A 21,806-nucleotide genomic window follows, 5' to 3' on the forward strand; every position below is an offset into this window, starting at 1 on the left:
TGTCGTGGTCCGGACGCGCGGAGGATCAGAGGTCGAGGACCAGGCGGCTGCCACGGGAGCGGGAGACGCAGATGAGCATCAGGTCCCCGGCGGCATGCTCCTCCGGTGTGAGGAGGCTGTCGCGGTGCTCCGGCGTCCCTTGCAGCACGGTGGTTTCGCAGGTGCCGCAGGTGCCCTCCTCGCAGGAGGCCAGCACGGCCACACCGGCGTTGCGCAGCGCCTTGAGCACCGAGGTCCCGGCAGGCACGAGGACCGTCTTGCCGCTGCGCTCCAGTACGGCCTCGAAGCTCGTGTCCGCCCCCTCGGGGACGGTGCCGGCGGCCCCGGCGGAGAATCGCTCGGTGTGCAGCGTCACCTGCGGGAGCGCGGCACAGCGCTCCCGCACCGCCTGGAGCAGCGGCTCGGGGCCGCAGCAGTAGACCCGTCCGCCCGCCGGTACCCCGGACAGCAGCCCGTCGAGGTCGAGGAGTCCCTGTTCGTCCTGCGGAACGACGGTGACCCGGTCCCCGTAGCGGGCGAGGTCGGTCAGGAACGCCATGGACGCTCTGGTCCGGCCGCCGTAGGCCAGCCGCCAGCGGCTGCCCCGGCGTTCGGCCTCGGCGAGCATGGGCAGCAACGGGGTGATGCCGATGCCGCCCGCGATGAACAGCAGGTCGTCGGCGGGCAGCAGCGGGAAGCGGTTGCGCGGGCCGGCGGCGCGCAGCCGCGTGTGCAGGGCGACCTCGTCGTGCAGCTCCACCGATCCGCCGCGACCGCCGGGTTCGCGCAGGACAGCGATGCGCCAGGTGCCGGCCCGGTCCTCGGGAGTGCGGCACAAGGAGTACTGGCGCACGAGCCCTGACGGCAGCAGGAGGTCGATGTGGGCGCCGGGCTCCGCAGGAGGCAGTGCGCCGCCGCCGGGGGCCACGAGCTCCAGACCGAGTACGCCCGCCGCGAGTTCGGTCCGCTCGCGAATCAGGACCTCGAACGTGTCGCCGGCCATGTCTTCCGTCCTTCGGGGCTTCTTGCGGACCGTTACGAGTTGATCTTGCGGAGCATCTCGCGCGCGGCCAGGCCGCCCGCGTCGATCGCGACGCTCAGTTCCTGCGTGCCCGGCGGCTCGCTGGCCACGACCTTCTCGAGGACGGTCAGGGCGTCCAGGTCCTGCTGCACCACTTCCTGATTCATCGTCAGCAGCGACTGGCTGACGGCGTCATCGTCCAGCGCGAAGTCGCGGACCACGGCCCAGAAGTCCCAGGTGCTGTGCTCGGTCTCCGGAGTGAGCCCGTGCAGGATCTTCACGTGAGCGCCGCCCTCGTCCCCGTTCGGACCGACCGGCGTTCCGTGCGGCGCCACCCGCACGTTGTTCACCCAGAACGCGGGCGGCTGGAACGCCACGTCCTGCCAGCGGTCGATCGGCGTGGTGTATCCGGTGGTCTTCTCGTAGAAGGGCGGGCATTCCACGGCTTCCATGTGACGTGAGAACGCGACCCGGTTGTTCTCGTCGTCGACGTGCGTGGTGAACGGTGTCCGGGCGATCTCGGGCGTACCGATCAGGCCCGCGTGCAGGTACGTCTCATGGGACAGGTCCATGAGGTTGTCCATCAGCAGGCTGTACCGGAACGGCGAGTACGCCATGTCCTCGACCGATGCCCACGCGGGGTCGTCCAGCCAGTGCGCGTCCGGCACCAGGTCCGGGTCGGCCTTGCCCGGATCGCCGATCCAGATCCAGATCCACTTGTCCCGCTCCACCAGCTGGTAGCGCGGCACCCGAGCCGTGCGCGGAATGCGGTCCTGGCCGGGCACGAAGGTGCAGGCACCGGAGCAGTCGAAGACGAAGCCGTGGTAGCCGCACTCGATGGAATCGTCCTGGAGCCGGCCCAGCGACAGCGGGTACCGGCGGTGCACGCAGCGGTCCGCCAGGGCCACGGGCCGTCCGTCGCGGGTCCGGTAGAACACGATCGGCTCGCCGCAGATCGTCCGGCTGAGGAGCTCTCTGCCCACTTCCTTGCTCCAGGCAGCGACATACCAGTAGTTCTGCGGAAAATTACTCATGGAGCTCTCCTGAGATATCAGAGGGCGTCGCGCGCGAATCGATATGAAATCGGCGGCAGAAAGGTCCGCCGATGGCGAAACGGAAGTGTTCCTACGACTTTTCCGTCACCGTGGGAAGGGGACCGGCAGCTGGTGCAGCGCGATTCGACAGGGGTCAACGATACGTTCGCCGGGCGTCATGTCAATCGCAATTCTCGGAGCTCAATATTCCGGTATGGCCGGTCACTTGACATGCCTGAAGCTCTGCGACTTCGATAAGGATGAGTCCCGTCGATCAGGTCATCCGCCACAGTTCCGGGACGTTCTCTCCCATCCATCTGTCTCCGTGGAACGACCGGGCTGCGCCAGTGCGGCCGCGTCCGGTGTGAGAGGAATCGCCATGGAATTGGTCCATCATTCCCCGGGAAAAAGTCTGCGGCTGAGCCGCCTCATCAATCCGGTGTCCGGCCGGACCTTCGTGGTGCCTCTTGACCACTCGGTCGCCGACGGCCCGATCGCCTCCGCCCAGGCCTTCCGCGACATCGCCCTCGCGGTGTCCCGCAACGGCGGTGACGCCCTGCTCGTCCACAAGGGCCGCATGCGGTTCCTGCCGGCCGAGGTACCGCGCGACACGGCCCTGGTGCTCCACCTGAACGGCATCACGCGGCACGCCCCCGACGCCAACGCCAAGGTCCGGCTCGCCGAGGTCGAGGAAGCGCTGGAACTGGGGGCCGACGCGGTCAGCATCCACATCAACATGGGCTCCGACACCGAAGCCGAGCAACTGAGTGACCTGGCCAGGGCCGCCGACGGCTGCGCCCGCTGGGGGTTGCCGCTCATCGCCATGATCTATCCCCGCGGCCCCCGGGTGACCGACCCGACCGACCCCGAACTGGTGGCGCACGCCGCGAACCTCGCCGCTGACCTCGGTGCCGACATCGCGAAGGTGCCCTACACCGGGTCACCGGTCACGATGGCCGAGGTGGTGCGCAGTTGCCCGATCGGCATCATCACCGCGGGCGGTGCCCCGGTGGGCGGCCGGCAACTGACCCGGACCGTCGGTGAGGTGGTGGCCTCCGGCGCGCTCGGCGTCGCCATGGGCCGCAACGTCTGGGCCTCGCCCGATGTCGCGGGCGCCGTACGCCGGGTCGCCGATGCCCTGCACCTGCCGGCCGTTGACCCCGCCGGCGGTGACCCCGCCCGCTCCGACCGGCCGCTCGCGGCCGCTTATCCCACACCTGCCCAGGCCTGACCAATACCACCGAGGAGTTCGCAGTGAAGCTCACCTGGATCGACGTCCGCGGGCTGAAGGACATCACCGCCCCCGTGATCGAGGAGGCCGTGCACATCGGCGTGGACGGGTTCGTTTCCGACGACCCGGAACTGCTGGCCACGATTCCGCCGTCCAAGCGCAAGATCGGCCTGATTCTCCCGGACACCGCGCAGGCCGCGGCCGAGAAGCTGGCGGAGATCGCCGATCTGCTGGTCGTCGACCACACCCTGACCGGCCGGTACGAGCCGGCGTCGCCCGGCGCGGAGCAGGGCGTCTTCGTCACCGTCACCGGAGAGGAGTCCCTGAACGTGGCCTGCACGGTCGCGTCCACGGCACCTTGGACCGTGGTGGAATTCCAGCAGGACCCCAGCAAGATCCCGCTGGAGATCCTGCTCGGTGCCACGGACAAGGCCGAGGGGAACCTGATCACGATCGTCACCGACCTGGAGGACGCCGAGATCACGCTCACCGTGCTGGAGCGCGGCCCCGAGGGCGTCATGCTCCGGCCCGCCGCCGTGGGCGAGGCGACCACGCTCACCGAGATCTGCCAGGAGGGCACCGAGCAGCTGAAGCTGGAGGAGCTGACGGTGACCCGGCTCGCCCACGTGGGCCTGGGGGACCGGGTGTGCGTCGACACCTGCTCCCACTTCAAGCAGAACGAGGGCATCCTGGTCGGCTCGCACGCCACGGGCATGATCCTGGTGAGCAGCGAGACCCACCCGCTGCCGTACATGCCGACCCGCCCCTTCCGGGTGAACGCGGCAGCGCTGCACTCCTACAGCCTCACGCCGGCCAACCGGACGCGCTACCTCGCCGAACTGCGCTCCGGCTCCGAGCTGCTGGCCGTCGACACCGACGGCAACACGCGGCGCATCGTGGTCGGTCGCATCAAGATGGAGAGCCGCCCGATGCTCCTGATCGAGGCGGAGTCGCCGTCGGGCGGCAAGGTGAACGTGATCGCCCAGGACGACTGGCACGTGCGCGTGCTCGGTCCCGGCGGCAGCGTCCACAACATCACCGAGCTGAAGCCGGGTGACGTCATCCTCGGCTACGCGCTCACCGACCAGCGTCATGTCGGCTACCCGATCCGGGAGTTCCTGCACGAGCAGTGATCCTGGTCCTCACCCCGGCCCCCTCGACCGCACCCGGTCGTGGGGGCCGGCGCTGTTTGCGGACGCCGCACGGGAGCCGGGCGGCCGGGCGGCGGCGTGCCGCACTCACTCCACCAGCAGCGCGAGAGCGTCCTTCGTCGTCTCGTCGGCCGGGAAGCGGGCCAGCAGGTGGATACGGGGGTCGTCCGCGGCGATCAGCTTCGACTGGCGCAGTGTGAGCCGGCCCGCCCGCGGGTGCATGAAGTGCTTGTGAACGGCCCGGTAGTCGGCCACCTCGTGCCGTTGCCAGAAGCGGGCGAAATCGGGGGCGTGGGCCAGCAGGTCGGCCACCACTTCCGAGAAGCGGGGGTCACCGAATTCTTCGTCGGCGCGCATGCGGAACTGGGCGAGCACCTGGCCGGCCTGGGCCTCCCAGTTCGTCATCAGGGAACGCGCGGGCTGCCAGCCGAAGATGACCCAGAGCATGTTGCGCCGCTCGACGGGCAGCGCACCGAAGTCCGTGAAGAGGCTCGCCTCCGCCCGGTTCCAGGCCAGGACGTCCCAGTGGTGGTCCAGCAGTACTGCCGGGTTGGGTTCCAGGGCGTGCACCATGGCTTCGAGCTGATCGTCCGGGCCGGGACAGCTGTGCGCGATCCCGAGGTCCGGGGGGAGTTCGTCGCCGAGCCGGTACAGGTGCCGGATCTCCGGCGCGGAGAGCTTGAGGACCCGCGAGAGCGAGGCGAGAACCTGGCGGGACACCTTGATGTCCCGCCCCTGCTCCAGCCACGTGTACCAGCTGAGGCTCACCCCGGAGAGCGCGGCCACCTCCTCGCGGCGCAGCCCGGGAGTCCGGCGGCGTGACGAGTCGGGGATCCCCACGTCGTCGGGGGACAGGCGCTCGCGTCGCGATCTTACGAAGGCCCCGAGCGTCCGGCGGCCGGAGTCGCTCGAACGTGTGGTGGCTGCCATCAGCACAAGTTAGCAGCCGCCGGCCGGCCGCCTCCGGGCCCGCTGACGCGCCGCAGGGGCACGGCGGCGGGTGTTCAACTGCCCGGAGTGAACACTTGCACACGTGCGCGGCCGGAGCCGCGGCACCGCGGAACAGTGGTAATTTTCGCGCGGCCTTTCATATAATGGGAGTCAGCAGCGCGTTCAGCAGGCCTCGGACAGGCCCCTCCGCCGAATTCCCCTCTTTGAACGGAATCCGGCTCGGGCGAGCGAGCGCAACCGAGCTGTCATCCCTTATCTCCGGCGCGTTGTCGTGTGCCCTTACAGGGCTGTCTCCTGAGGCGCAGTCACCTTGTCGAGACGTGACGGCGCCTCCTCTTCTTCTTGTTTGTGCAGATCATTCCTCCGCGGAGGCTGCCGTCGATGTGGGGAGCCGCCGGAGGAACGAACGGAACAGTACTTCAGGAGGCGAATCACCCATGGCGACCGCGGGAGCATCGCTGCACATACGGCTCCTAGGGCCGGTGCGCGCCTGGCGGAACGGGGGAGAGGTGGCGCTGGGCCCGCCCAAACAGCGGGCCGTGCTGGCCCTGCTCGCAAGCCGCGCGGGCGAGGTCGTGGGCGTCGAGAACGTCGTGGACGCCGTATGGGGCAGTGCCGCACCGCAGACCGCCCCCAACGGCGTTCACACGTATGTGGCCGGCCTGCGCCGGGCGCTGGAGCCCGGACGCGGCAGGCGAGCGGCCGGCACGGTGCTCACTTCCGAATCCGGTGGGTACTGCCTGCGGCTGGACCCCGCGGACGTGGACGCCACGCTCTTCGCCCAGTGCCTCGGCGAGGCACGGAAGTCACGGGGCGAGTCCGACGCCGAGGTGAAACTGCGGCTGTACGAGAAGGCCCTGTCGTTCTGGCAGGGCGAGGCGCTCCACGGAGTCCCCGGGCCCTTCGCCCTGATGGAACGCGCCCGGCTGCGGGACCTGCGGCTGACCGCCGTTGAGGAATGGGCTCTCGACATGCTCTCGGTCGGACGACACGCGGAGCTGGTTCCCGATCTGACCGGTGCGGTGACCGAGGAGCCGCTGCGGGAGAGGTTGCGCTGGCTCCTGATCGTAGCGCTCTACCGCGGCGGACGACAGGCCCACGCCTTGCGGGTGTACGAGGAGACCCGGGAGCTGCTGCGCAGGGAACTGGGCATAGAGCCCGGCGCTGACCTGCGCAGTCTCTACCACCAGATCCTGTCCGGACGTCCGGAGCCGCGCCTGCCCGGCGCGGACACCGCACCCGTACTGCTCGCGGGGCGGCGGGCCGCGCTCCGGGACACGCCCAGGCCGGCGCAACTACCGCCCTTGGCCCGAGGGTTCGTGGGCCGGGAGAAGGAGCTGGCGTGGCTGGAAGGCGTGGTGACCGGCGAGAGCGCGCGGGGTGATGCGACGACACCGGTGGCGGTGATCGACGGCCCGGCCGGGGCGGGGAAGACGGCGTTCGTCCTGCGGCTGGCGCACCGGCTCATCGATCGTTTCCCCGACGGCCAGCTCTATGTGGACCTCCGCGGCACCGGACCGGAGCGCGGGACGGTAAGTGCCGGGGACGCCTTGGGGCAACTCCTGGGCGGCCTGGGGGTGGAAGCTTCGCGGATACCTCCGGGCCCGGCCGCCCGTGCCACCCTCTACCGCAGCCTGCTGCACGGCCAGAAGATGCTGGTGGTGCTCGACGACGCGTACAGCGCCGAACAGCTGCGGCCGCTGATCCCCAGGGGCTCTTCCTGCGTCCTGGTGACGAGCCGGCAGCGCTTCGGCGGGCTTGCGGCGCGGGACGGTGCGCACCTGGTCACGATCGGGCCGCTGGACGACGAGGAGTCGGCGCAGCTGCTGGCCGGTCTCAGCGGGGGACGACTGGAGGCGCAGGGAGCCGCCACCGCACACCTGGTGGCGCAGTGCCAGGGGATGCCGCTGGCGTTGCGCGTCGTTGCGGAGAGGCTGGCCGCCCACCCCCGTGTGCCGCTGAGCGCACCGGCCGGGCACCACGTGACCGAACGCGGCCGGTTCACGGTGACGGATGACCCGGCTGCCGGCATGCGCAGCGTCCTCGACACGTCGTACCGGGCGCTGCTTGCGGACGCGGCACGGACGGTGCGGTGCCTGGGCCCGCACAGCGGCCCGCTGACGGCTGAGATCGCCGCGACGCTCGCGGGAACGGACCCGGACACCGCCCGCCGCCTGCTGCCGGCCCTCCGCCAGGAGGCCCTCACCTGTCCGAGCAGCCGGGATCAGCCATGACTCACGGAGGAACCCATGGAACCCAGGCACGGCGTCGGAGCTCAGCGCACCCCTGCCGGACGGCTGTTCGTTCCGGTACGGCAGCGGCCGCGCGGCTACCTCATCAGGCTCTTCCGGACCTCGCCGGGCGGCCGCACCGTCGTCGGCTTCACGTCGCGGGCACGGCTGGCCATGGCGCTGGGCGACGGCCAGGCCTGCGTCGAACTCGCCGAGCCGATGCTGCGGGCGCTGGCCGAGCCGCTGGGGGTGATGCGGTTGACCGTGGATCCGCACCTGGTGGCCGTGCCGCTTGCGATGGACAACACCGTGCTCCCGGCCTGGGGCCGGCTACCGCTGGAGGCCTAGGCCGGCGTCCGGGCCGGCGTTGCCTCTCCGCCGGATCCCGGAAGGGCACGGTCAGCCCACGGCCTCGCGCATGCGGCCCAGAATCTCCCGCAGGAGAGCCGGGGACGTGGCGAAGTTGAGCCGGACGAAGCCCTCGCCACCGGGCCCGAAGGCACGGCCGTCGTTCAGGAGGACCCGGGCCTTCTCCAGGAAGAACGTGTACGGGTCGGTGCCGAGGCCGAGGGCGCGGCAGTCCAGCCAGGCCAGGAAGGAGCCCTCCGGGACGGAGTATCCGATGCGTCCGGGCCGCTCCGCGTGCACCAGAGCGGCGTTCCGCTCCAGGACCGGCCGCAGCTGTGACAGCCAGGAGTCACCGTCCCGCCAGGCCGCCAAGGTGGCGGCCACGCCGAAGGTGTTGGGCTCGCCGTACAGATGGCTCGGGGACGAGAGCGCCGCGCGCACGTCGGCCGGACCGATGTGGGCGACGGCGCAGCGAACCCCCGGCACGTTGAACGCCTTGGTCGCAGAGGTCAGGGTCACCGTTCGCGAAGCCGCCTCGGGCGACAGGGAGGCGAAGGGGATGTGCCGGTGCGGTTCGTGCACGAGGTCGGAGTGGATCTCGTCGGAGACCACCAGCAGATCGTGGCGCCGGGCCAGGTCGGCGAGTGCCTCCAGCTCCTGGCGGCGCAGTACGCGCCCCGTGGGGTTGTGCGGGTTGACCAGCAGCAGCACCCGGCAGCTGCCGTCGGACAGCTCCCGGTCGAGCCGCTCGGAGTCGAAGACCCAGCCGCCGTCCTGAAGGACGTACGGGACGGAGTGCACGCGCCGCCCCATGCCCGCCACGGTCGCCAGGAAGGGCGGATACGTCGGAGTGTGCACCGCGACGCCGTCGCCGGGGCGGGTGGCGGCCTGGAGGACGGCCTGGAGGCCCTGGTTGATGTCGGTGAACTCCCGTACGTGGCCGGGGTCGAGCACCCAGCCGTAGCGCTCGCGCATGCGCTCGGCGAAAGCGGTCCGCAGGGGGATCTCCTCGGGACGCCCGTCCCACGAGGGGTATCCCAGGTCCTCCTCCACGCACCGCATGAGGGCCTCCCGCACGGCAGGGGCCGGCGGGAAGTCCATCTCCGCTATCCATGCCGGAAGCACACCCGGCTCGGCCCGGCTCCACTTCACTCCCGGGCGACGGGTCAACGATGAGAGCTCGACGTCGTCGAACATGGCCTTCTCTTCTCCTGTCCGCAATCGCTCCGCCGCGCGGGGGCGGTGGCTGCCGGAATCCCCTGTCGAGATCCGGGAGCAAAGGTATCCCCGGTGCGCCCGGCCGGTGCCACCTGGAGAGGGGGAGAGCTGATGCTAGGAGTTTTTCTCTCCTGGCTCCCTCCCGGTGCCGGCCCGAGGCTGGAGCGACCAGCATTCGCGCGTGGCAGAAAGGCCCTGAGATGTCCCAAGACACACGGCCCGGCACGACCGGACCCGAACCGCCGCCGAGCGTGCAGGCCGGCCCGGCACCGCTGCCGCCCGCAGCCGGCCGTGTGCCACGGGTCCTCACCGTGGCCTGTTTCCTCAGCAACTTCGACCGGTTCGCGATCACGCCCCTCCTGGTGGCCGTCGCCGCGGGGTTCCACGTGCGGCTCGACGCGGTCGTGCTGGTCGCGAGCGGCTACTTCTTCGCGTACGGGTGCGCCCAGCCGCTGTGGGGCATGTTGTCCGACCGCTACGGGCGCATCCGTGTCATCCGCTTCACGCTCGGTGCCGCGGCCGTGTGCGGGCTGGCTTCCGCGGCCGCCCCGAGCCTGTCCGTGCTCGTGGTCCTGCGGATCGCCACCGGAGCCTTCTTCGGGGCGGTCGTACCCACTTCCCTGACGTACGTCGGGGACACCGTTCCCCCCGCCGTTCGGCAGCGGGCCCTGTCGGATCTGCAGGTGGCTCTCGCCATCGGCACCGCGGCGGCCACGCTGGTGGCCGGCGGGGTGGCCGAACTGCTCAGCTGGCGGGCGATGCTCGCCCTCTCCGGAGTGCTGGCGGTGATCACGGTGGTCGCCACGCGCGGTCTGTCCGAATCCCAGTCCGCGTCCACCCTGCGCCGCCCCGGTGAGCAGCTCGCCTCGGTGCTGCGCCTGCGATGGTCGTGGGTGGTCATGTTCTTCGGCCTGGTCGAGGGTGCGGTGCTGCTGGGCTGCTTCACCTTCCTGGCCCCGGCCCTTCAGGACCGGGGGGTCGGCACCTTGGGCGCGGGCGGGGTGACCGCCCTCTACGGGGTCGGCACCCTGGCCTTCTCACGGCTCCTCAAGCGGATGGCGATGCGCCCGCCGTGGTCGCTGCTGGCCGCGGGTGGCGTGATGATGGCGGGTGGTTTCCTGGTCGCTTCCCTCAGCCCGTCCGTGGTGGGAATCGGGGTGGCCGCGATCCTCCTGGGAGGCGGCTGGTCCTTCTTCCACTCGTCACTCCAGACCTGGGCCACCACCCTGGTGCCCGCGGCCCGCGGCACTGCTGTCGCGCTGTTCGTGTCCGCACTGTTCGTCGGCAGCTCGATCGGCTCGGCGCTCGGCGGCCCGCTCACCGAGGCCGGGCACTACCAGGAGCTGTTCGCCCTCGCAGCCGCCGCGGCGGTGCCCCTGACCGTGCTCGCCGCCTGGCTGCGCACCAGATACACGCCTACTGACGCGTGATCTCGACGGGGACCGGCACGTCGGACTCCGGGGCGCCGCCCTCTCTTCCGGGGGCGGCGCCCCGGCTCCGGTGGGCGAGAAGCCAGTACATGAGGGCCGGCAGCACCAGGCCCACGATCCAGGAAAGGTCCGCGCCGCCGAGCCGGGCGACGAGCGGCCCGGTGTACAGCCCGTTGGACAGGAACGGCAGCTGGGCGAGGATGCCGACCGCGTACGTCGTCAGAGCCCGTACGTTCCAGGCGCCGTAGCGGCCGTGGGGGTCGGCCAGCGCCGCGACGTCGTACTGCTTCTCGGACAGCAGGTAGAAGTCGACCAGGTTGATGGCGCTCCAAGGCGTGAGGAAGGTCAGCAGACACAGCAGGAAGGTCGAGAACGACTCCAGAAAGTGCCCTCGGCCGAGCAGTGCGAGCGTCGTCCCCGCGAGCATGATGCCGCCGACGTAAAGACTTCGGGCACGGGGGCCGACCGGGCCGAGTCTGCGGAATCCGCTGACCCCGGTGACGATGGACATGAAGCCGCCATAGGTGTTGAGTACATTGACCGTCAGTTTCCCGAAGGCGATGGCGAAGTACAGCAGCAATGTGAGGGCCGCTGAGCCGCCCATGCCGACTATGCTGCCGACCTCGTCTCCTTCCCGGCCGCCGTGCCATGCCGCCGCCAGCGCCCCGAATCCCATCGACCACTGGGCACCGAGCACACTCCCGCCCATCGTCGCCCGGAACACCGAGCGCGGGGAGACGTCGCGCGGCAGGTAGCGGGAGGAGTCCGCGACGTACGGGCCGAATCCCAGCTGCCACGAGGCGGAAAGGGACATCGCGAGCAGGAACAGCGGCGCCGAGAAGTGGTGCTCCCCGAGTATCGATCCCAGTGGCGCGGTACGCGCCATCTCCGCGCCGAGGTACAGGAAGGCGACGGCGCCGACCACCGCCGCGACCTTGCCGACACGGTGGATCAGCCGGTAACCGACCGCGGCCGTCACCGCGGTGGCGAGGGCGAAGACCACGATGCCGGTGGTCTCGTCCGTATGCGCGAGGTGCCCCACCGCCTGCCCGGCGAGCACGCTGCCGCTCGCGAAGAACCCGATGTACATCACGATCGAGAAGACCAGTGGGACCACTGCGCCCCGCACCCCGAGCTGGGCCCGGGAAGAGATCATTTGCGGTAGCCCGAGCCGCGGCCCCTGCGCGGCGTGCAGAGCCATGACCGCTCCGCCCAGAAGATTCCCGGACAGCAGCGCCACCAAGGACCACAGCGCATCGAGCCCGAACACCACGGCAAGCGATCCCGTGACTACCGCGCTGATTTGCAGGTTGGCGGCGAACCAGAGAAAGAACAGGCCGGACGGCCTGCCGTGCCGCTCGCTGTCGGGAATGAAATCAATGGAATGCCGTTCAACGAGTCCGCCCGGCATTTGTGCCTTTTTATTCTTCGGCATGAAGTCTCCGCAGCAGAAATGCGATGAATGAGGCCTCATGATGGCCACAGTCGCTGAGTAAGTGTCAAGAATTCTGCTTTTCTGCAGCTGGTGCGGAGGCTTATGCCCGCCGCGCGGGCGGTCGGCGATGCGGGCGGTCCGTGAGCCCCGGGCTCCTGTGGCCACCGACTCGTCGTCGGTGCCCAGGCCTTCGACCGCAACGTCGCCGATCCGGCGGAATTGCAGGTTCCTTGAGGGGTGCGTCACTCGTGGCCGTTCGTGATCGCGGATGTGTTGACCCTCCGCGGCCCGGCGCGGAGGGTGATCCGGTCATGTTTCTCGTACACGTCGCCGGCCACGCTTAGCTTTGGATCAGGCAAAACGGTCGGGACAGTCGGTATGTTTCTTGGTAGCGTCACCCCGCACTGAACCCCCGAACCGACGATGCCTGAGGAGGCGTTGATGCTCGACGCGGCAACGGTAGACGGGACCGAGCTGCTGACGCCGGGAACATCTCCGCAGCTCGTTACGGAGTTGATCCCGATCAGCTCATTGGTGGCGGCAGACTCTCCGCGGACGGCAGGGGGAAGCGCGGAGCATGCCGAGATGCTGGCTGGAACACCAACTCCACTGCCACCCATCGTCGTTCACCGACCGACCATGCGGATTGTTGACGGCATGCACCGGGTACAGGCGGCTGTGCTGCGGGGAGAGGAGTCCGTCGAGGTTCAGTACGTGGACGGCTCGGCCGAGGACGCTTTCGTCCTGGCCGTCCGGCTCAACGCCGAACACGGCATGCCGCTGTCCCGCCGGGACCGGGTCGCGGCGGCCGAGCGCATCATGAGCAGCCATGCCCACTGGTCGGACCGGCGCATCGCCCAAGTGACCGGCCTTTCGCCGGTCACGGTCTCCTCGCTGCGGAGCGCATCCACCGCCGAGGTCGCCCAGGTGACGGCGCGGACCGGACGCGATGGGCGGTCCCGGCCGGTCGACAGCGCTGTCGGCAGGCGCCGCGCCGTCCAGATCATCGCGGCACGCCCGGATGCTTCCCTGCGCGAGATCGCCCAGGAGGCGGGGATAGCCCCGGCCACCGCCAGGGACGTCCGGCAGCGCATCCGTGAAGGCAAGGACCCCGTGCCGCCCAAACTGCGGAATGCCGTGCAGCGCGCCGATGTGTCGGGTGCCGGCGGGGCACGCGGCCGGGTGCAGGCGGAAGAAGCCGACCGTGGTGCCCGCGCGCAGCCGGATCCCGTAGTGCTCTCAGCCACCGGACAGGCCGCGAACCTGCGGCGGGACCCCTCGCTGCGCTTCTCCGAGGCGGGCCGGATGCTGCTGCAACTGCTCGTGGCGAACGAGCTCGACGACGAGAGGTGGAGCTGGCTGTTGAGAGCGGTACCGCCGCACCGGTCCGCCGATATCGCCCGAGCCGCCAGGCTGTGCGGCGATCGTTGGCTGAGCTTCGCCGAAGCACTGGAGCGCGGCGGCGGCGTGCGCACAGGACGCGCCGTCTGAGCGAGCCGGCCGGATGCGTGAACAACGACGTTTCCGGAGCGCATCCCGGCCTCGTGGGGCGGGACGGGACATACCAGCGTCAAGCTGGCTGAGGGGTGGCATCTCAGGTCAAACAGGGAGGGCTTGTGCCCAGTGGCGGAAGTCGGGACGGTCCGGCGGGCGTGCCGACCCCGGCCGGTGAGAAATTGCGGGATGTGGGAGCGTGGGCAGGTGAGTGAGACGAACGCCGAAGCCCTGCAATACCGCTTTGACGGGCCGGAAGACGCCCCGATCCTGGTCCTGGGGCCAGCCCTGGGGACCACCTGGCACATGTGGGACCGCCAGATCCCCGAGCTGACCCGGCACTGGCGGGTGGTCCGCTTCGATCTGCCCGGACACGGCGGCGCCCCCGCCGCGCCCGCCGCCTCCGTCGACGACCTCGGCGACCGGCTCGTCGCCACCCTCGACTCGCTCGGCGTCGACCGCTTCGGCTACGCCGGCTGCTCCCTCAGTGCCGCCGTCGGCATCGACATCGCGCTGCGCCATCCGCACCGGCTCGCCTCCCTCGCCCTCGTCGCCGCCTCCGCCCGCTACGGCACGCCCGACTCCTGGCGGCAGCGTGGCGAGTCCGTCCGCCGCGAGGGCCTCGACCCGGTTGCCCGTTCCGCGCCCGAGCGCTGGTTCACCGCGAACTTCTCCGGCGCCCAGCCGGCCATCGTGGACTGGGCCGTCCAGATGGTCGGCACCACCGACACCTACGCGTACGTCGCCGCGTGCGACGCCCTCGCCGCGTTCGACGTCCGTGCCGAGCTGAACCGGATCAGCGTCCCGACGCTCGTCATCGTCGGCGCCGAGGACGCCACGACGCCGCCCGCGGACGCGCGGGTCCTCGTCGCGGGCATCCACGACGCGAAGCTGGCCGTCGTCCCCGGCGCGTCCCACCTGACCCCGGTCGAGCAGCCGGCAGCGGTGACGGACCTCCTGGTCCGGCACTTCACGACGGCCTGGCAGCTGTCGACGCAGCAGGGGTTGTCGGTGCTCTCCGCGCCTTCCGCGCCTTCCGCTTCCGCTCAGGGGAAGAGCGGAAGGCAGGACGGCCCGGCGGGGCCGGGCGCTGCCGGTGCGGGGGCCGGACTGCCTGACTCCGGGGCTGCCGGCGCGGGCGGTCCGGGCCAGGGAAGCTTCGGTGCCTTCACTCCGGGCTCGGGTGCGCCGGTCGCCTCCGGCCCGGACTCCGGCCGCACCGGGGAGAGCTTCGGTGCCTTCGGGCCGGGGGCCGGTGCGCCCGGCCCCGCGGGGCCCTCCGTTCCGGGAGCGGGCTTCGGGGCGCCGGGTTCCGGTACGCCGGGGCCGGCCTTCGGTACCCCGCCGGGCGGCACCGGTGTGCCGGCTCCGGCCTCGGGCTCCGGTCCCGTCCCGCCCGCATCACCGGGCTCCGGCATACCCGGCCCGGGCGGCTCCCCGGCCCCGGGACCCGATGGCGCGGGCTCCGGTCCGGGCGCCCGGCCGGGTCCCGACGGCGCCGCTTTCGGCGCCCCGGGCGCGGCGTCCGCCGGCGGCTTCGGGGCTTCCGGATTCGGCTCCGCCGTGCCGGGCGCAGGTGCGGCCGCCGGCCCGGACTTCGGCCGTACCGGCGACGGCTCCGGTGCACCCGCACCCGCCCCCGGCCTCGGCGCGGGGCCGCAGACATCCGGGGGCCCCGCCTCCGGTTCCGCTGCACCCGGCCCCTCGGGCCCGGCCGTTCCCGGCTCCGGCATACCCGGCGCGGCCGCCGGCCCCGCCGGCTCCGACACCGTGCGGATCACTGCCGGTACGGGAACCTCGAAGCCGCCGGTGGACACCGTGCGGATCACCCCCGGGCCGCCGCCCTCCTTCGGAGCGGGCGGGATGCCCGCGGCGGAGCCGGCCGCGGCCGGGGCGTTCGGTGGCTTCGGGCCGCCTCCGGCGGACATGGGGCCCGGCCACGCCGACGCCGGCGCGCTCGAGCGCGGGCGGCGCACCCGGCGCGACGTCCTCGGCGACGAGGGCGCGGAACGGGCCGAGGCGGACCGGGACGCGTTCACGGCCGACTTCCACGACCTCGTGACCCGCTCGGCATGGGGCGAGACCTGGACCCGCCCCGCCCTGGACCACCGCACCCGGGCCCTGCTCACCCTCACCGCCCTCACGGCCCGCGGCCATTACGGCGACATCGCCCCGTACACCCGCGCGGCCCTCCGCAGCGGCGCCGCCCCGGAGGAGATCAAGGAGACGCTGCTGCACGCGGCGGTCTACTGCGGCCTGCCCGCCGCGGGCGCCGCGTTCGCCGTCGCGCAGCGTGTCATCGCCGAAGAAGCGAGCCCGCAGGCGTAGCAGGGTGAAGGCGTAGCAGTATGGGGTTATGGATCTTAATCTGAAGCTGACGAAGAAGAGCCATGCGTGCGTCCGTCTGGAGAAGGACGGCCGCACGCTCGCCATCGACCCCGGCGTCTTCAGCGAGGAGGACGCGGCCCTCGGCGCCGACGCGATCCTCGTGACCCACGAGCACCCGGACCACTTCTCGGAGGACCACCTGCGGGCGGCCCTCGAAGCGAACCCGGCCGCCGAGCTGTGGACGCTGCGCAGCGTCGCCGAGCAGATCGCCCCGGCCTTCCCGGGCCGGGTGCACACGGTGGGGGAGGGGGACGCGTTCACGGCGGCGGGTTTCGACGTGCAGGTGCACGGGCAGCTGCACGCGGTGATCCACCCGGACATCCCGCGGATCACGAACGTGGGCTATCTCGTGGACGGTTCGGTCTTCCACCCGGGCGACGCGTTGACGCTGCCGGGCGTGCCGGTGGACACCCTGCTACTGCCGGTCATGGCGCCCTGGAGCAAGGTCTCGGAGGTCATCGACTACGTGCGGGAGCTCGCGCCGCGCCTGGCGATCGACGTCCACGACGCGCTGCTCGCCGACCTCGCGCACCCGGTCTACGAGCGGCTGCTGGCGCCGGCCCGGGTCGGCGCGGAGCACACCCGGCTGACGTCCGGGGAGGCCGTCACCCTCTGAACGCCGGCATTGTCAGACCCGGCCGTTAGGGTTGCCGCATGCGCATCGCCACCTGGAACGTGAACTCGATCACCGCCCGTCTCCCGCGGCTGCTGGCCTGGCTGGAGAGCAGCGGCACGGACGTGCTCTGCATACAGGAGACGAAGTGCGCCGACGACGCCTTCCCGTACGCGGAGCTGCGCGAGCTGGGCTACGAGGCCGCGGTGAACGCCACCGGCCGGTGGAACGGCGTGGCGGTGATCTCCCGGGTGGGCCTGGCGGATGTGGTGAGCGGCCTGCCGGGCGGGCCGGACTACGACGGCGGGCAGGAGCCCCGCGCGATCTCGGCGACGTGCGGGGGCGTCCGCGTCTGGTCGGTCTACGTGCCGAACGGCCGCGAGGTCGGCCACGACCACTACGCGTACAAGCTCCGCTGGCTGGAGGCCCTGCGGGACGCCGTCGCGGCGGACGCGGAGGGCGAGCGCCCCTTCGCGGTCCTCGGTGACTACAACATCGCGCCGACCGACGACGACGTCTACGACCCGGCCGTCTTCGAGGGCGCGACGCACGTCACCCCGGCCGAGCGGGCGGCGCTCGGCGCCCTGCGCGACCTCGGCCTGTCCGACGTCGTGCCGCGCCCGCTGAAGTACGACCACCCGTACACGTACTGGGACTACCGCCAGCTGTGCTTCCCCAAGAACCGGGGCATGCGCATCGACCTCGTCTACGGCAACGCCCCCTTCGCGAAGGCCAAGCAGGACGCGTACGTCGACCGCGAGGAGCGCAAGGGCAAGGGCGCCTCGGACCACGCCCCGGTCGTCGTCGACCTGGACGTGTGATCCCGGGACGCCCGGAAACGAAGGACGCCCAGGAAAGGAAGGGCGCCCCGTAACGAAGGGCGCCCCGTACACGGCGCGCGGCGCGGTCAGACCAGCTCGCGCAGGTCGATCGCGTCGCTGAACGCCTTCATCCCCGCGTCGTTGGGGTGCAGGTGGTCGCCGCCGTCGTACGCCGGCAGCATCCGGTCCGGATGCTGCGGGTCCCGGATCGCCGCGTCGAAGTCGTACACGGCGTCGTAATCGCGGCCCGTGCTGCCTCCCATCCTGATGTGCCGGTTGATGGCGGCGCGCTGGGCCTCGGCGTCCGCCGTGCAGTCGTAGAAGCCGCCGCAGGGTGCGATCGTCGCGGCGATGACCCGCATCCCCCGTTCGTGAGCGCGCGCCGCGATGTCCTCCAGGCCGGCGATGACCTGCGCGGCCGACGTCCCGGACCGGATGTCATTGACGCCCTCGAAGACGATGACCGTACGGGCCGAGGTCTGCGCCAGCACGTCCCGCTCCAGGCGGTGCTGCGCGCTGACGCCGCTCATGATGGTGCTGGTCCCGTCGCCCGGGTAGCGGTCGGTCACCACGCGGTTGCCGGAGATCCCGTGGTTGAGGACGCCGAGCCGCGGCAGGGAGTGCTGCGCCTGGAGCCGCCGCGCCAGCAGGTCGGGCCAGCGGCCGTTGGCGCCGGGCGTCGACCGCTCGCCGTCGGTGATGGAGTCGCCCAGCGTCACCACGGAGCCGGGCCCGCCCTCCACGTCCACGCCCGTCAGCAGCGGCCAGGTGGAGAGCGTGCCGGTGTACGCGCCCGCACCGCGCTCGCCCGTCCGGTCGCCGCTGCCGTCACCGGTCAGGTAGGAGACCTGGGCGGTGTAGCTGTGCACGGGCACGGCCGGCACCTTGCCGGGCAGGTGGATGCTCACGAGCAGGTTGGTGCCGGCCGGCACCCGGAAGCCCAGCGGGTCGCTGAAGGCCTGCGCGCCGGCGGGGATCACCGTGCCCGGCCGCCCGCCGAAGGCCAGGGCCCGCGGCGCGCCGGCCGCGGCCGCGCCCTTGCCTTGCAGGGCGATCGTGGCGTGGCCGATCGTCACCGGCCGGGGCGCGAAGGTGTTCTCCAGCCGGATCCGCGTCGCGGGCCCGCCCGTGCTGCTGTGCACGACCAGCCGCAGCGTGCGGTCCGTCCACGGCCCGACGGCCGCGTAGCCGGAGGTGGACGCGGCCCAGGTGCCGGTCCAGCCGCGGGAGCCGCCGCGCAGCGCGAGGGAGAAGACGTGCAGGTCGCTGTCCGGCCCGGGGTCCTGCGGGAGCACCACGGAGGCGAGTTCGCGGCCGGGCGCGACGGGCACGGACACCGCGTAGAGCCGGGTGGTCTCGGTGCGCCGCCCGCCGGGCGTGTTGAGGTGGGGCAGGCCGACGGCCTTCGTCGTCAGGGGGCCGCGGCGCCAGTCCGGCGCCGTCAGGCGGTACGTGCTGCGCGAGCCGTCGCGGTAGCGCACCGTGCCCGTACCGCCGGCGCCGCCGCCGGGGGCGCCCTTCGCCGTCGCGGCGACGAGGAAGGTGAGGGCCTCGCCGCGGCCGCCGAGCCGGACGGCCTGCCCCGCCGCGCGGACGTTGTCGGGCCGGCCGGCGGCCGGGCGGGGCCGGCGCAGCGGGGCGCCGTCGAAGGCGAGTTCGCGGCCGGGCGTCCAGCCGGCGGCCGCGAGGTCCTGGGCGGAGAGGGAGTTGCCCGCCCCGTCGAAGTCGGCCGCGCCGGGGCGGGCGTCGTCACTGACCGCCCTGCTGTCGAAGAGCCGCTCCAAGGGGAGCGGCTCTCGGTCGGATGGTGCACTCGGTTGTTGCCCGGCGGCGAGCGCCGGGGCGTTTGCGGCAGCGACGGCGCACGCGGCGCTCGCGATCCCCACCGCGGCGGCCCGGGCCGCGGTCCGGGCCGCCGTCCACCGTCTGTGCCGTCTACCGCCCGGCTTCTCTGTTCGGAGCATGCGTCTCATGCCTCCCTTGGTTCCCCGCTCGGTACGTGGCTGCATGAAGCTAAGAAGACGCATGGGCAACGTCAAGGAGGCCATCCGGTCACGCCGGCGCAGCGCGCCTGTGGTGGGGCCATCCGTGCGAGTGCGATCCTGTTGGTATGAACATTCCCTTCTTGGACAGTTGGCGAAAGCGACACGGCCCGGGGCGCGGGGCGGCGCTGGCGAGCGCGGTCGACCGGGACCCGGAAGGGCTCGCGGAGCTGCTGTCCGAGTGCGAACTGCTGCGCACGCACGCGCAGTCCGCAGGAGTGGTGCTGGACGACTCGCCCGCTTCCCTGGAGGCCCTGGACCAGCTGCAGCCGCGCTGGCGCGACGACCCGGAGCTGCTGACCTGGCTCGGCAACGACGCGGGCCTCTACCTGGGCACCGTCGTCATCCGTACGGTCCGGGACGCGGGGTGGTGGATCCGGTCCGACGGCCAGCCGGTGGTGCGGCTCGCCAACGGCCGCGAGGTCGACGTGGTCGAGGCGGGGCAGGCGTGGGCGGCCGACGGCGCGCCGGAGCTGTCCCAGCTGTACGCGGAGCTCGCCGAGAGCTGACGTGCGCGCCGGCGTACGGGCTGCGTACGCGCGGATGTACGGACCTGCGTACCGACCTGGGTACCGACCGGTGTACGGGCTGGCGCAGAGGCTGACGTGCAGGCCGGTGTGCAGGCCGGCGTGCAGGCCGCCCCACCGGCTCAGCTGGTGAACACGATGTCGTACTCCACCCGCCAGCGGTCCGCGCGGACGACGATGTCGGAGGTCTCCACGGCGCGGCCGTCCCCGTCGAAGTGCGTGCGCTCGATGACCGTGACGCAGCTGCCCGCGGCGCAGCCCAGCGCCTCCGCCTCCGGTGTGCTCGCGGGCCGGGAGCCGACCAGCTCCCGCGCCCGCACGACGCGGATCCCGATGGCCGCCAGCCGCCCGCGCACCCCGCGCCGGGCGTAGGGCCCGCGCTCGGGCAGGACGACGTCCGTGCCCTCGGTGATGGCGAGCGGCTCCCAGCTCGTGGCGAGCTGCACGGGGTGCCGGTTGGCCAGGTACTCGTACTGGGTGCAGAGCACGCGCGTGCCCACGCCGATGTGCAGCCGCTGGGCGATCCGCTCCGGGGCGGCGGTCTCGGTGGATGCGGCTTCCCACGTAAGAGTGGTGTTGCGGCCCGTGCCGCCGTCGGGCGGGGGCTGCCGGCCGGACTGCCGGCCCTGGCGGGGCGGCCCGTACCCCCGGATCTGGGCGGCGAAGGGGGTGTCGACGGCCCCGGTGGACCGTAGCAGGCTGCCGAGCGGTGCCCGGTCGGTGACGAAGACGCCGCGGCCGAACTGGCCTTCCGCATAGCCGGCGGCCTTCAGCACGCGCACCGCCCGGTCCACGGTCTGGTCGCTGGCCGCGTAGGTGCGCTTGAGCTCGGAGCGGGAGGGGATGCGCTCGCCCACGGCGAGCCCGCCCTCGTCGATCCGCCGGCGCAGATCGTCCGCGATGCGCTGGTAGACGGGCCTGCTGTCGCCCACCCCCGGCTCCTTTCCCCCGAGTTCCCCCAGTCCGTCCCCCTCAGGCTAGGTACCCAGGCCCGGTCTGTGTACCTAGGGCAAATGGCGGGCAATGTGTAACGAATGCCCATATGAATGCGTGTCATGGCTGAAGTCCCCTATGGAGGGGAATAGTTTGCCCGGATGGCGAGCGTGGACCGGAAGAGCGCGGAGAGTGGGCGGGACTGGGTATGGCCGTCGATCCCCTGATCGAAATGCGTGATGTCAACAAGCATTACGGCAAGCTGCACGTCCTGAAGGACATCAACCTCACCGTCGGCCGCGGCGAGGTGGTCGTCGTCATCGGTCCCTCCGGCTCCGGGAAGTCCACCCTGTGCCGCGCCATCAACCGCCTGGAGCCCGTCGAGTCCGGCACGATCCTCCTGGACGGGCACCCGCTGCCCGACGAGGGGCGCGAGCTCGCCAAGCTGCGGGCCGAGGTCGGGATGGTCTTCCAGTCCTTCAACCTCTTCGCCCACAAGACCGTGCTCGCCAACGTCTCCCTGGCGCCGCTCAAGGTCCGCAAACGGTCCAAGGAGGAGGCGGACCGGCGCTCGCGCGAGCTGCTGGAGCGCGTCGGCCTCCTCGCTCACGCGGACAAGTACCCGGCGCAGCTCTCCGGCGGCCAGCAGCAGCGCGTGGCCATCGCCCGCGCCCTCGCGATGGAGCCCAAGGCCCTGCTGTTCGACGAGCCGACGTCCGCGCTCGACCCGGAGATGATCAATGAGGTGCTGGAGGTGATGCAGCAGCTCGCGCGGGACGGCATGACGATGGTCGTCGTCACCCACGAGATGGGCTTCGCCCGCTCCGCCGCGAACCGGGTCGTCTTCATGGCTGACGGCCGCATCGTCGAGGACCGCGCTCCCGAGGAGTTCTTCACCGCGCCGCGCAGCGAGCGCGCCAAGGACTTCCTCTCCAAGATCCTCAAGCACTGAGCGGGGG

Annotated in this window: 17 protein-coding genes and 2 pseudogenes; 12 read left to right on the forward strand and 7 right to left on the reverse strand. The window is 71.7% G+C overall.

Annotation, left to right across the window (positions count from 1 at the left end; translation table 11 throughout):
* Nucleotides 1-25: 25 nt before the first annotated feature.
* Together PS271_RS24225 and PS271_RS24230 are read right to left on the reverse strand one after the other, a co-directional pair.
* Nucleotides 26-982: a PDR/VanB family oxidoreductase gene (locus PS271_RS24225; protein WP_398384578.1), complete on the reverse strand. Its 957-nt coding sequence runs from the start codon at nt 980-982 to the stop codon at nt 26-28.
* 32 nt (nt 983-1,014) lie between these two features.
* The gene (locus PS271_RS24230; RefSeq protein ID WP_398384580.1) at nt 1,015-2,034 is read right to left on the reverse strand and encodes an aromatic ring-hydroxylating dioxygenase subunit alpha; all 1,020 of its coding nucleotides are present in this window, start codon (nt 2,032-2,034) and stop codon (nt 1,015-1,017) included.
* A 379-nt stretch (nt 2,035-2,413) separates the two neighbouring features.
* On the opposite strand from PS271_RS24230, the gene PS271_RS24235 reads away from it, so the two are divergent.
* Together PS271_RS24235 and PS271_RS24240 are read left to right on the forward strand one after the other, a co-directional pair.
* The gene (locus PS271_RS24235) at nt 2,414-3,265 is read left to right on the forward strand and encodes a 2-amino-3,7-dideoxy-D-threo-hept-6-ulosonate synthase (RefSeq protein ID WP_398384582.1); all 852 of its coding nucleotides are present in this window, start codon (nt 2,414-2,416) and stop codon (nt 3,263-3,265) included.
* Nucleotides 3,266-3,288: 23 nt separating this feature from the next.
* Complete coding sequence (locus tag PS271_RS24240; protein ID WP_398384584.1) at nt 3,289-4,398, forward strand: 3-dehydroquinate synthase II family protein; 1,110 nt, start codon at nt 3,289-3,291, stop codon at nt 4,396-4,398.
* Nucleotides 4,399-4,503: 105 nt separating this feature from the next.
* Here PS271_RS24240 and PS271_RS24245 read toward each other — a convergent pair whose 3' ends face one another.
* Nucleotides 4,504-5,346 (reverse strand): helix-turn-helix transcriptional regulator, encoded by an 843-nt coding sequence (locus PS271_RS24245; protein ID WP_398384586.1) that lies wholly within the window; start codon nt 5,344-5,346, stop codon nt 4,504-4,506.
* Between the two features lie 458 nt (nt 5,347-5,804).
* Here PS271_RS24245 and PS271_RS24250 point away from each other — a divergent pair, with 458 nt between their 5' ends.
* Nucleotides 5,805-7,601 carry an AfsR/SARP family transcriptional regulator gene (locus PS271_RS24250; RefSeq protein WP_398384588.1) on the forward strand — a complete coding sequence of 599 codons (1,797 nt, stop codon included), beginning with the start codon at nt 5,805-5,807 and terminating at the stop codon, nt 7,599-7,601.
* A gap of 15 nt (nt 7,602-7,616) precedes the next feature.
* Nucleotides 7,617-7,946, forward strand: a complete 330-nt coding sequence (locus PS271_RS24255) for an SAV_915 family protein (RefSeq protein ID WP_398384589.1) — start codon at nt 7,617-7,619, stop codon at nt 7,944-7,946.
* 51 nt (nt 7,947-7,997) lie between these two features.
* On the opposite strand, the gene PS271_RS24260 is transcribed toward PS271_RS24255, so the two are convergent.
* Entirely contained in the window at nt 7,998-9,047 is a 1,050-nt protein-coding gene (locus PS271_RS24260) for a MalY/PatB family protein (RefSeq protein WP_398384591.1), read from the reverse strand.
* Between the two features lie 317 nt (nt 9,048-9,364).
* Between PS271_RS24260 and PS271_RS24265 the strand changes: the two genes are divergently transcribed.
* Nucleotides 9,365-10,594 carry an MFS transporter gene (locus PS271_RS24265; RefSeq protein WP_398384593.1) on the forward strand — a complete coding sequence of 410 codons (1,230 nt, stop codon included), beginning with the start codon at nt 9,365-9,367 and terminating at the stop codon, nt 10,592-10,594.
* Here PS271_RS24265 and PS271_RS24270 read toward each other — a convergent pair.
* Nucleotides 10,581-12,005 (reverse strand): purine-cytosine permease family protein, encoded by a 1,425-nt coding sequence (locus PS271_RS24270; RefSeq protein WP_398387033.1) that lies wholly within the window; start codon nt 12,003-12,005, stop codon nt 10,581-10,583. The two genes, PS271_RS24265 and PS271_RS24270, sit on opposite strands and share 14 nt — an antisense overlap.
* A gap of 663 nt (nt 12,006-12,668) precedes the next feature.
* Here PS271_RS24270 and PS271_RS24275 point away from each other — a divergent pair.
* The 5 genes and pseudogenes from PS271_RS24275 (at nt 12,669) to PS271_RS24295 (ending at nt 17,345) form a co-directional block, all read left to right on the forward strand.
* Nucleotides 12,669-13,520, forward strand: coding sequence for a hypothetical protein (locus PS271_RS24275; RefSeq protein WP_398384595.1), 852 nt, complete (start codon nt 12,669-12,671; stop codon nt 13,518-13,520).
* 210 nt (nt 13,521-13,730) lie between these two features.
* Nucleotides 13,731-14,549 (forward strand): annotated as a pseudogene (locus PS271_RS24280) (alpha/beta fold hydrolase); the annotation flags it as partial.
* A 1,029-nt stretch (nt 14,550-15,578) separates the two neighbouring features.
* Nucleotides 15,579-15,851, forward strand: a pseudogene (locus PS271_RS24285) (carboxymuconolactone decarboxylase family protein); the annotation flags it as partial.
* 28 nt (nt 15,852-15,879) lie between these two features.
* Nucleotides 15,880-16,527, forward strand: a complete 648-nt coding sequence (locus PS271_RS24290) for an MBL fold metallo-hydrolase (protein ID WP_398384597.1) — start codon at nt 15,880-15,882, stop codon at nt 16,525-16,527.
* 38 nt (nt 16,528-16,565) lie between these two features.
* Nucleotides 16,566-17,345, forward strand: coding sequence for an exodeoxyribonuclease III (locus PS271_RS24295; RefSeq protein WP_398384598.1), 780 nt, complete (start codon nt 16,566-16,568; stop codon nt 17,343-17,345).
* A gap of 86 nt (nt 17,346-17,431) precedes the next feature.
* Here PS271_RS24295 and PS271_RS24300 read toward each other — a convergent pair whose 3' ends face one another.
* Nucleotides 17,432-19,309 (reverse strand): SGNH/GDSL hydrolase family protein, encoded by a 1,878-nt coding sequence (locus PS271_RS24300; RefSeq protein WP_398387035.1) that lies wholly within the window; start codon nt 19,307-19,309, stop codon nt 17,432-17,434.
* A 146-nt stretch (nt 19,310-19,455) separates the two neighbouring features.
* On the opposite strand from PS271_RS24300, the gene PS271_RS24305 reads away from it, so the two are divergent.
* On the forward strand, nt 19,456-19,896 hold the full coding sequence (locus PS271_RS24305) for a DUF6278 family protein (protein ID WP_398384600.1): 441 nt from the start codon (nt 19,456-19,458) through the stop codon (nt 19,894-19,896).
* A gap of 140 nt (nt 19,897-20,036) precedes the next feature.
* Here the strand turns inward: PS271_RS24305 and PS271_RS24310 are convergent, their stop codons facing one another.
* Entirely contained in the window at nt 20,037-20,846 is an 810-nt protein-coding gene (locus PS271_RS24310; RefSeq protein ID WP_398384601.1) for a GntR family transcriptional regulator, read from the reverse strand.
* Between the two features lie 209 nt (nt 20,847-21,055).
* Between PS271_RS24310 and PS271_RS24315 the strand changes: the two genes are divergently transcribed.
* A complete protein-coding gene (locus PS271_RS24315; protein WP_398384603.1) occupies nt 21,056-21,799 on the forward strand; it encodes an amino acid ABC transporter ATP-binding protein in 744 nt (247 codons plus the stop codon).
* Nucleotides 21,800-21,806: the final 7 nt, after the last annotated feature.

The sequence above is a fragment of the Streptomyces sp. SCA2-17 genome, assembly GCF_044336695.1.

What these genes read in the sequence shown, in the direction of transcription:
- PS271_RS24290 (WP_398384597.1), top strand. Translation starts at nt 15,880, where the DNA reads ATGGATCTTAATCTGAAGCTGACGAAGAAGAGCCATGCGTGCGTCCGT.
- PS271_RS24315 (WP_398384603.1), top strand. Translation starts at nt 21,056, where the DNA reads ATGGCCGTCGATCCCCTGATCGAAATGCGTGATGTCAACAAGCATTAC.
- PS271_RS24275 (WP_398384595.1), top strand. Translation starts at nt 12,669, where the DNA reads ATGCGGATTGTTGACGGCATGCACCGGGTACAGGCGGCTGTGCTGCGG.
- PS271_RS24245 (WP_398384586.1), bottom strand. Translation starts at nt 5,346, where the DNA reads ATGGCAGCCACCACACGTTCGAGCGACTCCGGCCGCCGGACGCTCGGG.
- PS271_RS24260 (WP_398384591.1), bottom strand. Translation starts at nt 9,047, where the DNA reads ATGGACTTCCCGCCGGCCCCTGCCGTGCGGGAGGCCCTCATGCGGTGC.
- PS271_RS24265 (WP_398384593.1), top strand. Translation starts at nt 9,365, where the DNA reads ATGTCCCAAGACACACGGCCCGGCACGACCGGACCCGAACCGCCGCCG.
- PS271_RS24270 (WP_398387033.1), bottom strand. Translation starts at nt 12,005, where the DNA reads ATGCCGGGCGGACTCGTTGAACGGCATTCCATTGATTTCATTCCCGAC.
- PS271_RS24255 (WP_398384589.1), top strand. Translation starts at nt 7,617, where the DNA reads ATGGAACCCAGGCACGGCGTCGGAGCTCAGCGCACCCCTGCCGGACGG.
- PS271_RS24235 (WP_398384582.1), top strand. Translation starts at nt 2,414, where the DNA reads ATGGAATTGGTCCATCATTCCCCGGGAAAAAGTCTGCGGCTGAGCCGC.
- PS271_RS24305 (WP_398384600.1), top strand. Translation starts at nt 19,456, where the DNA reads ATGAACATTCCCTTCTTGGACAGTTGGCGAAAGCGACACGGCCCGGGG.
- PS271_RS24250 (WP_398384588.1), top strand. Translation starts at nt 5,805, where the DNA reads ATGGCGACCGCGGGAGCATCGCTGCACATACGGCTCCTAGGGCCGGTG.
- PS271_RS24295 (WP_398384598.1), top strand. Translation starts at nt 16,566, where the DNA reads ATGCGCATCGCCACCTGGAACGTGAACTCGATCACCGCCCGTCTCCCG.
- PS271_RS24225 (WP_398384578.1), bottom strand. Translation starts at nt 982, where the DNA reads ATGGCCGGCGACACGTTCGAGGTCCTGATTCGCGAGCGGACCGAACTC.
- PS271_RS24230 (WP_398384580.1), bottom strand. Translation starts at nt 2,034, where the DNA reads ATGAGTAATTTTCCGCAGAACTACTGGTATGTCGCTGCCTGGAGCAAG.
- PS271_RS24300 (WP_398387035.1), bottom strand. Translation starts at nt 19,309, where the DNA reads ATGCTCCGAACAGAGAAGCCGGGCGGTAGACGGCACAGACGGTGGACG.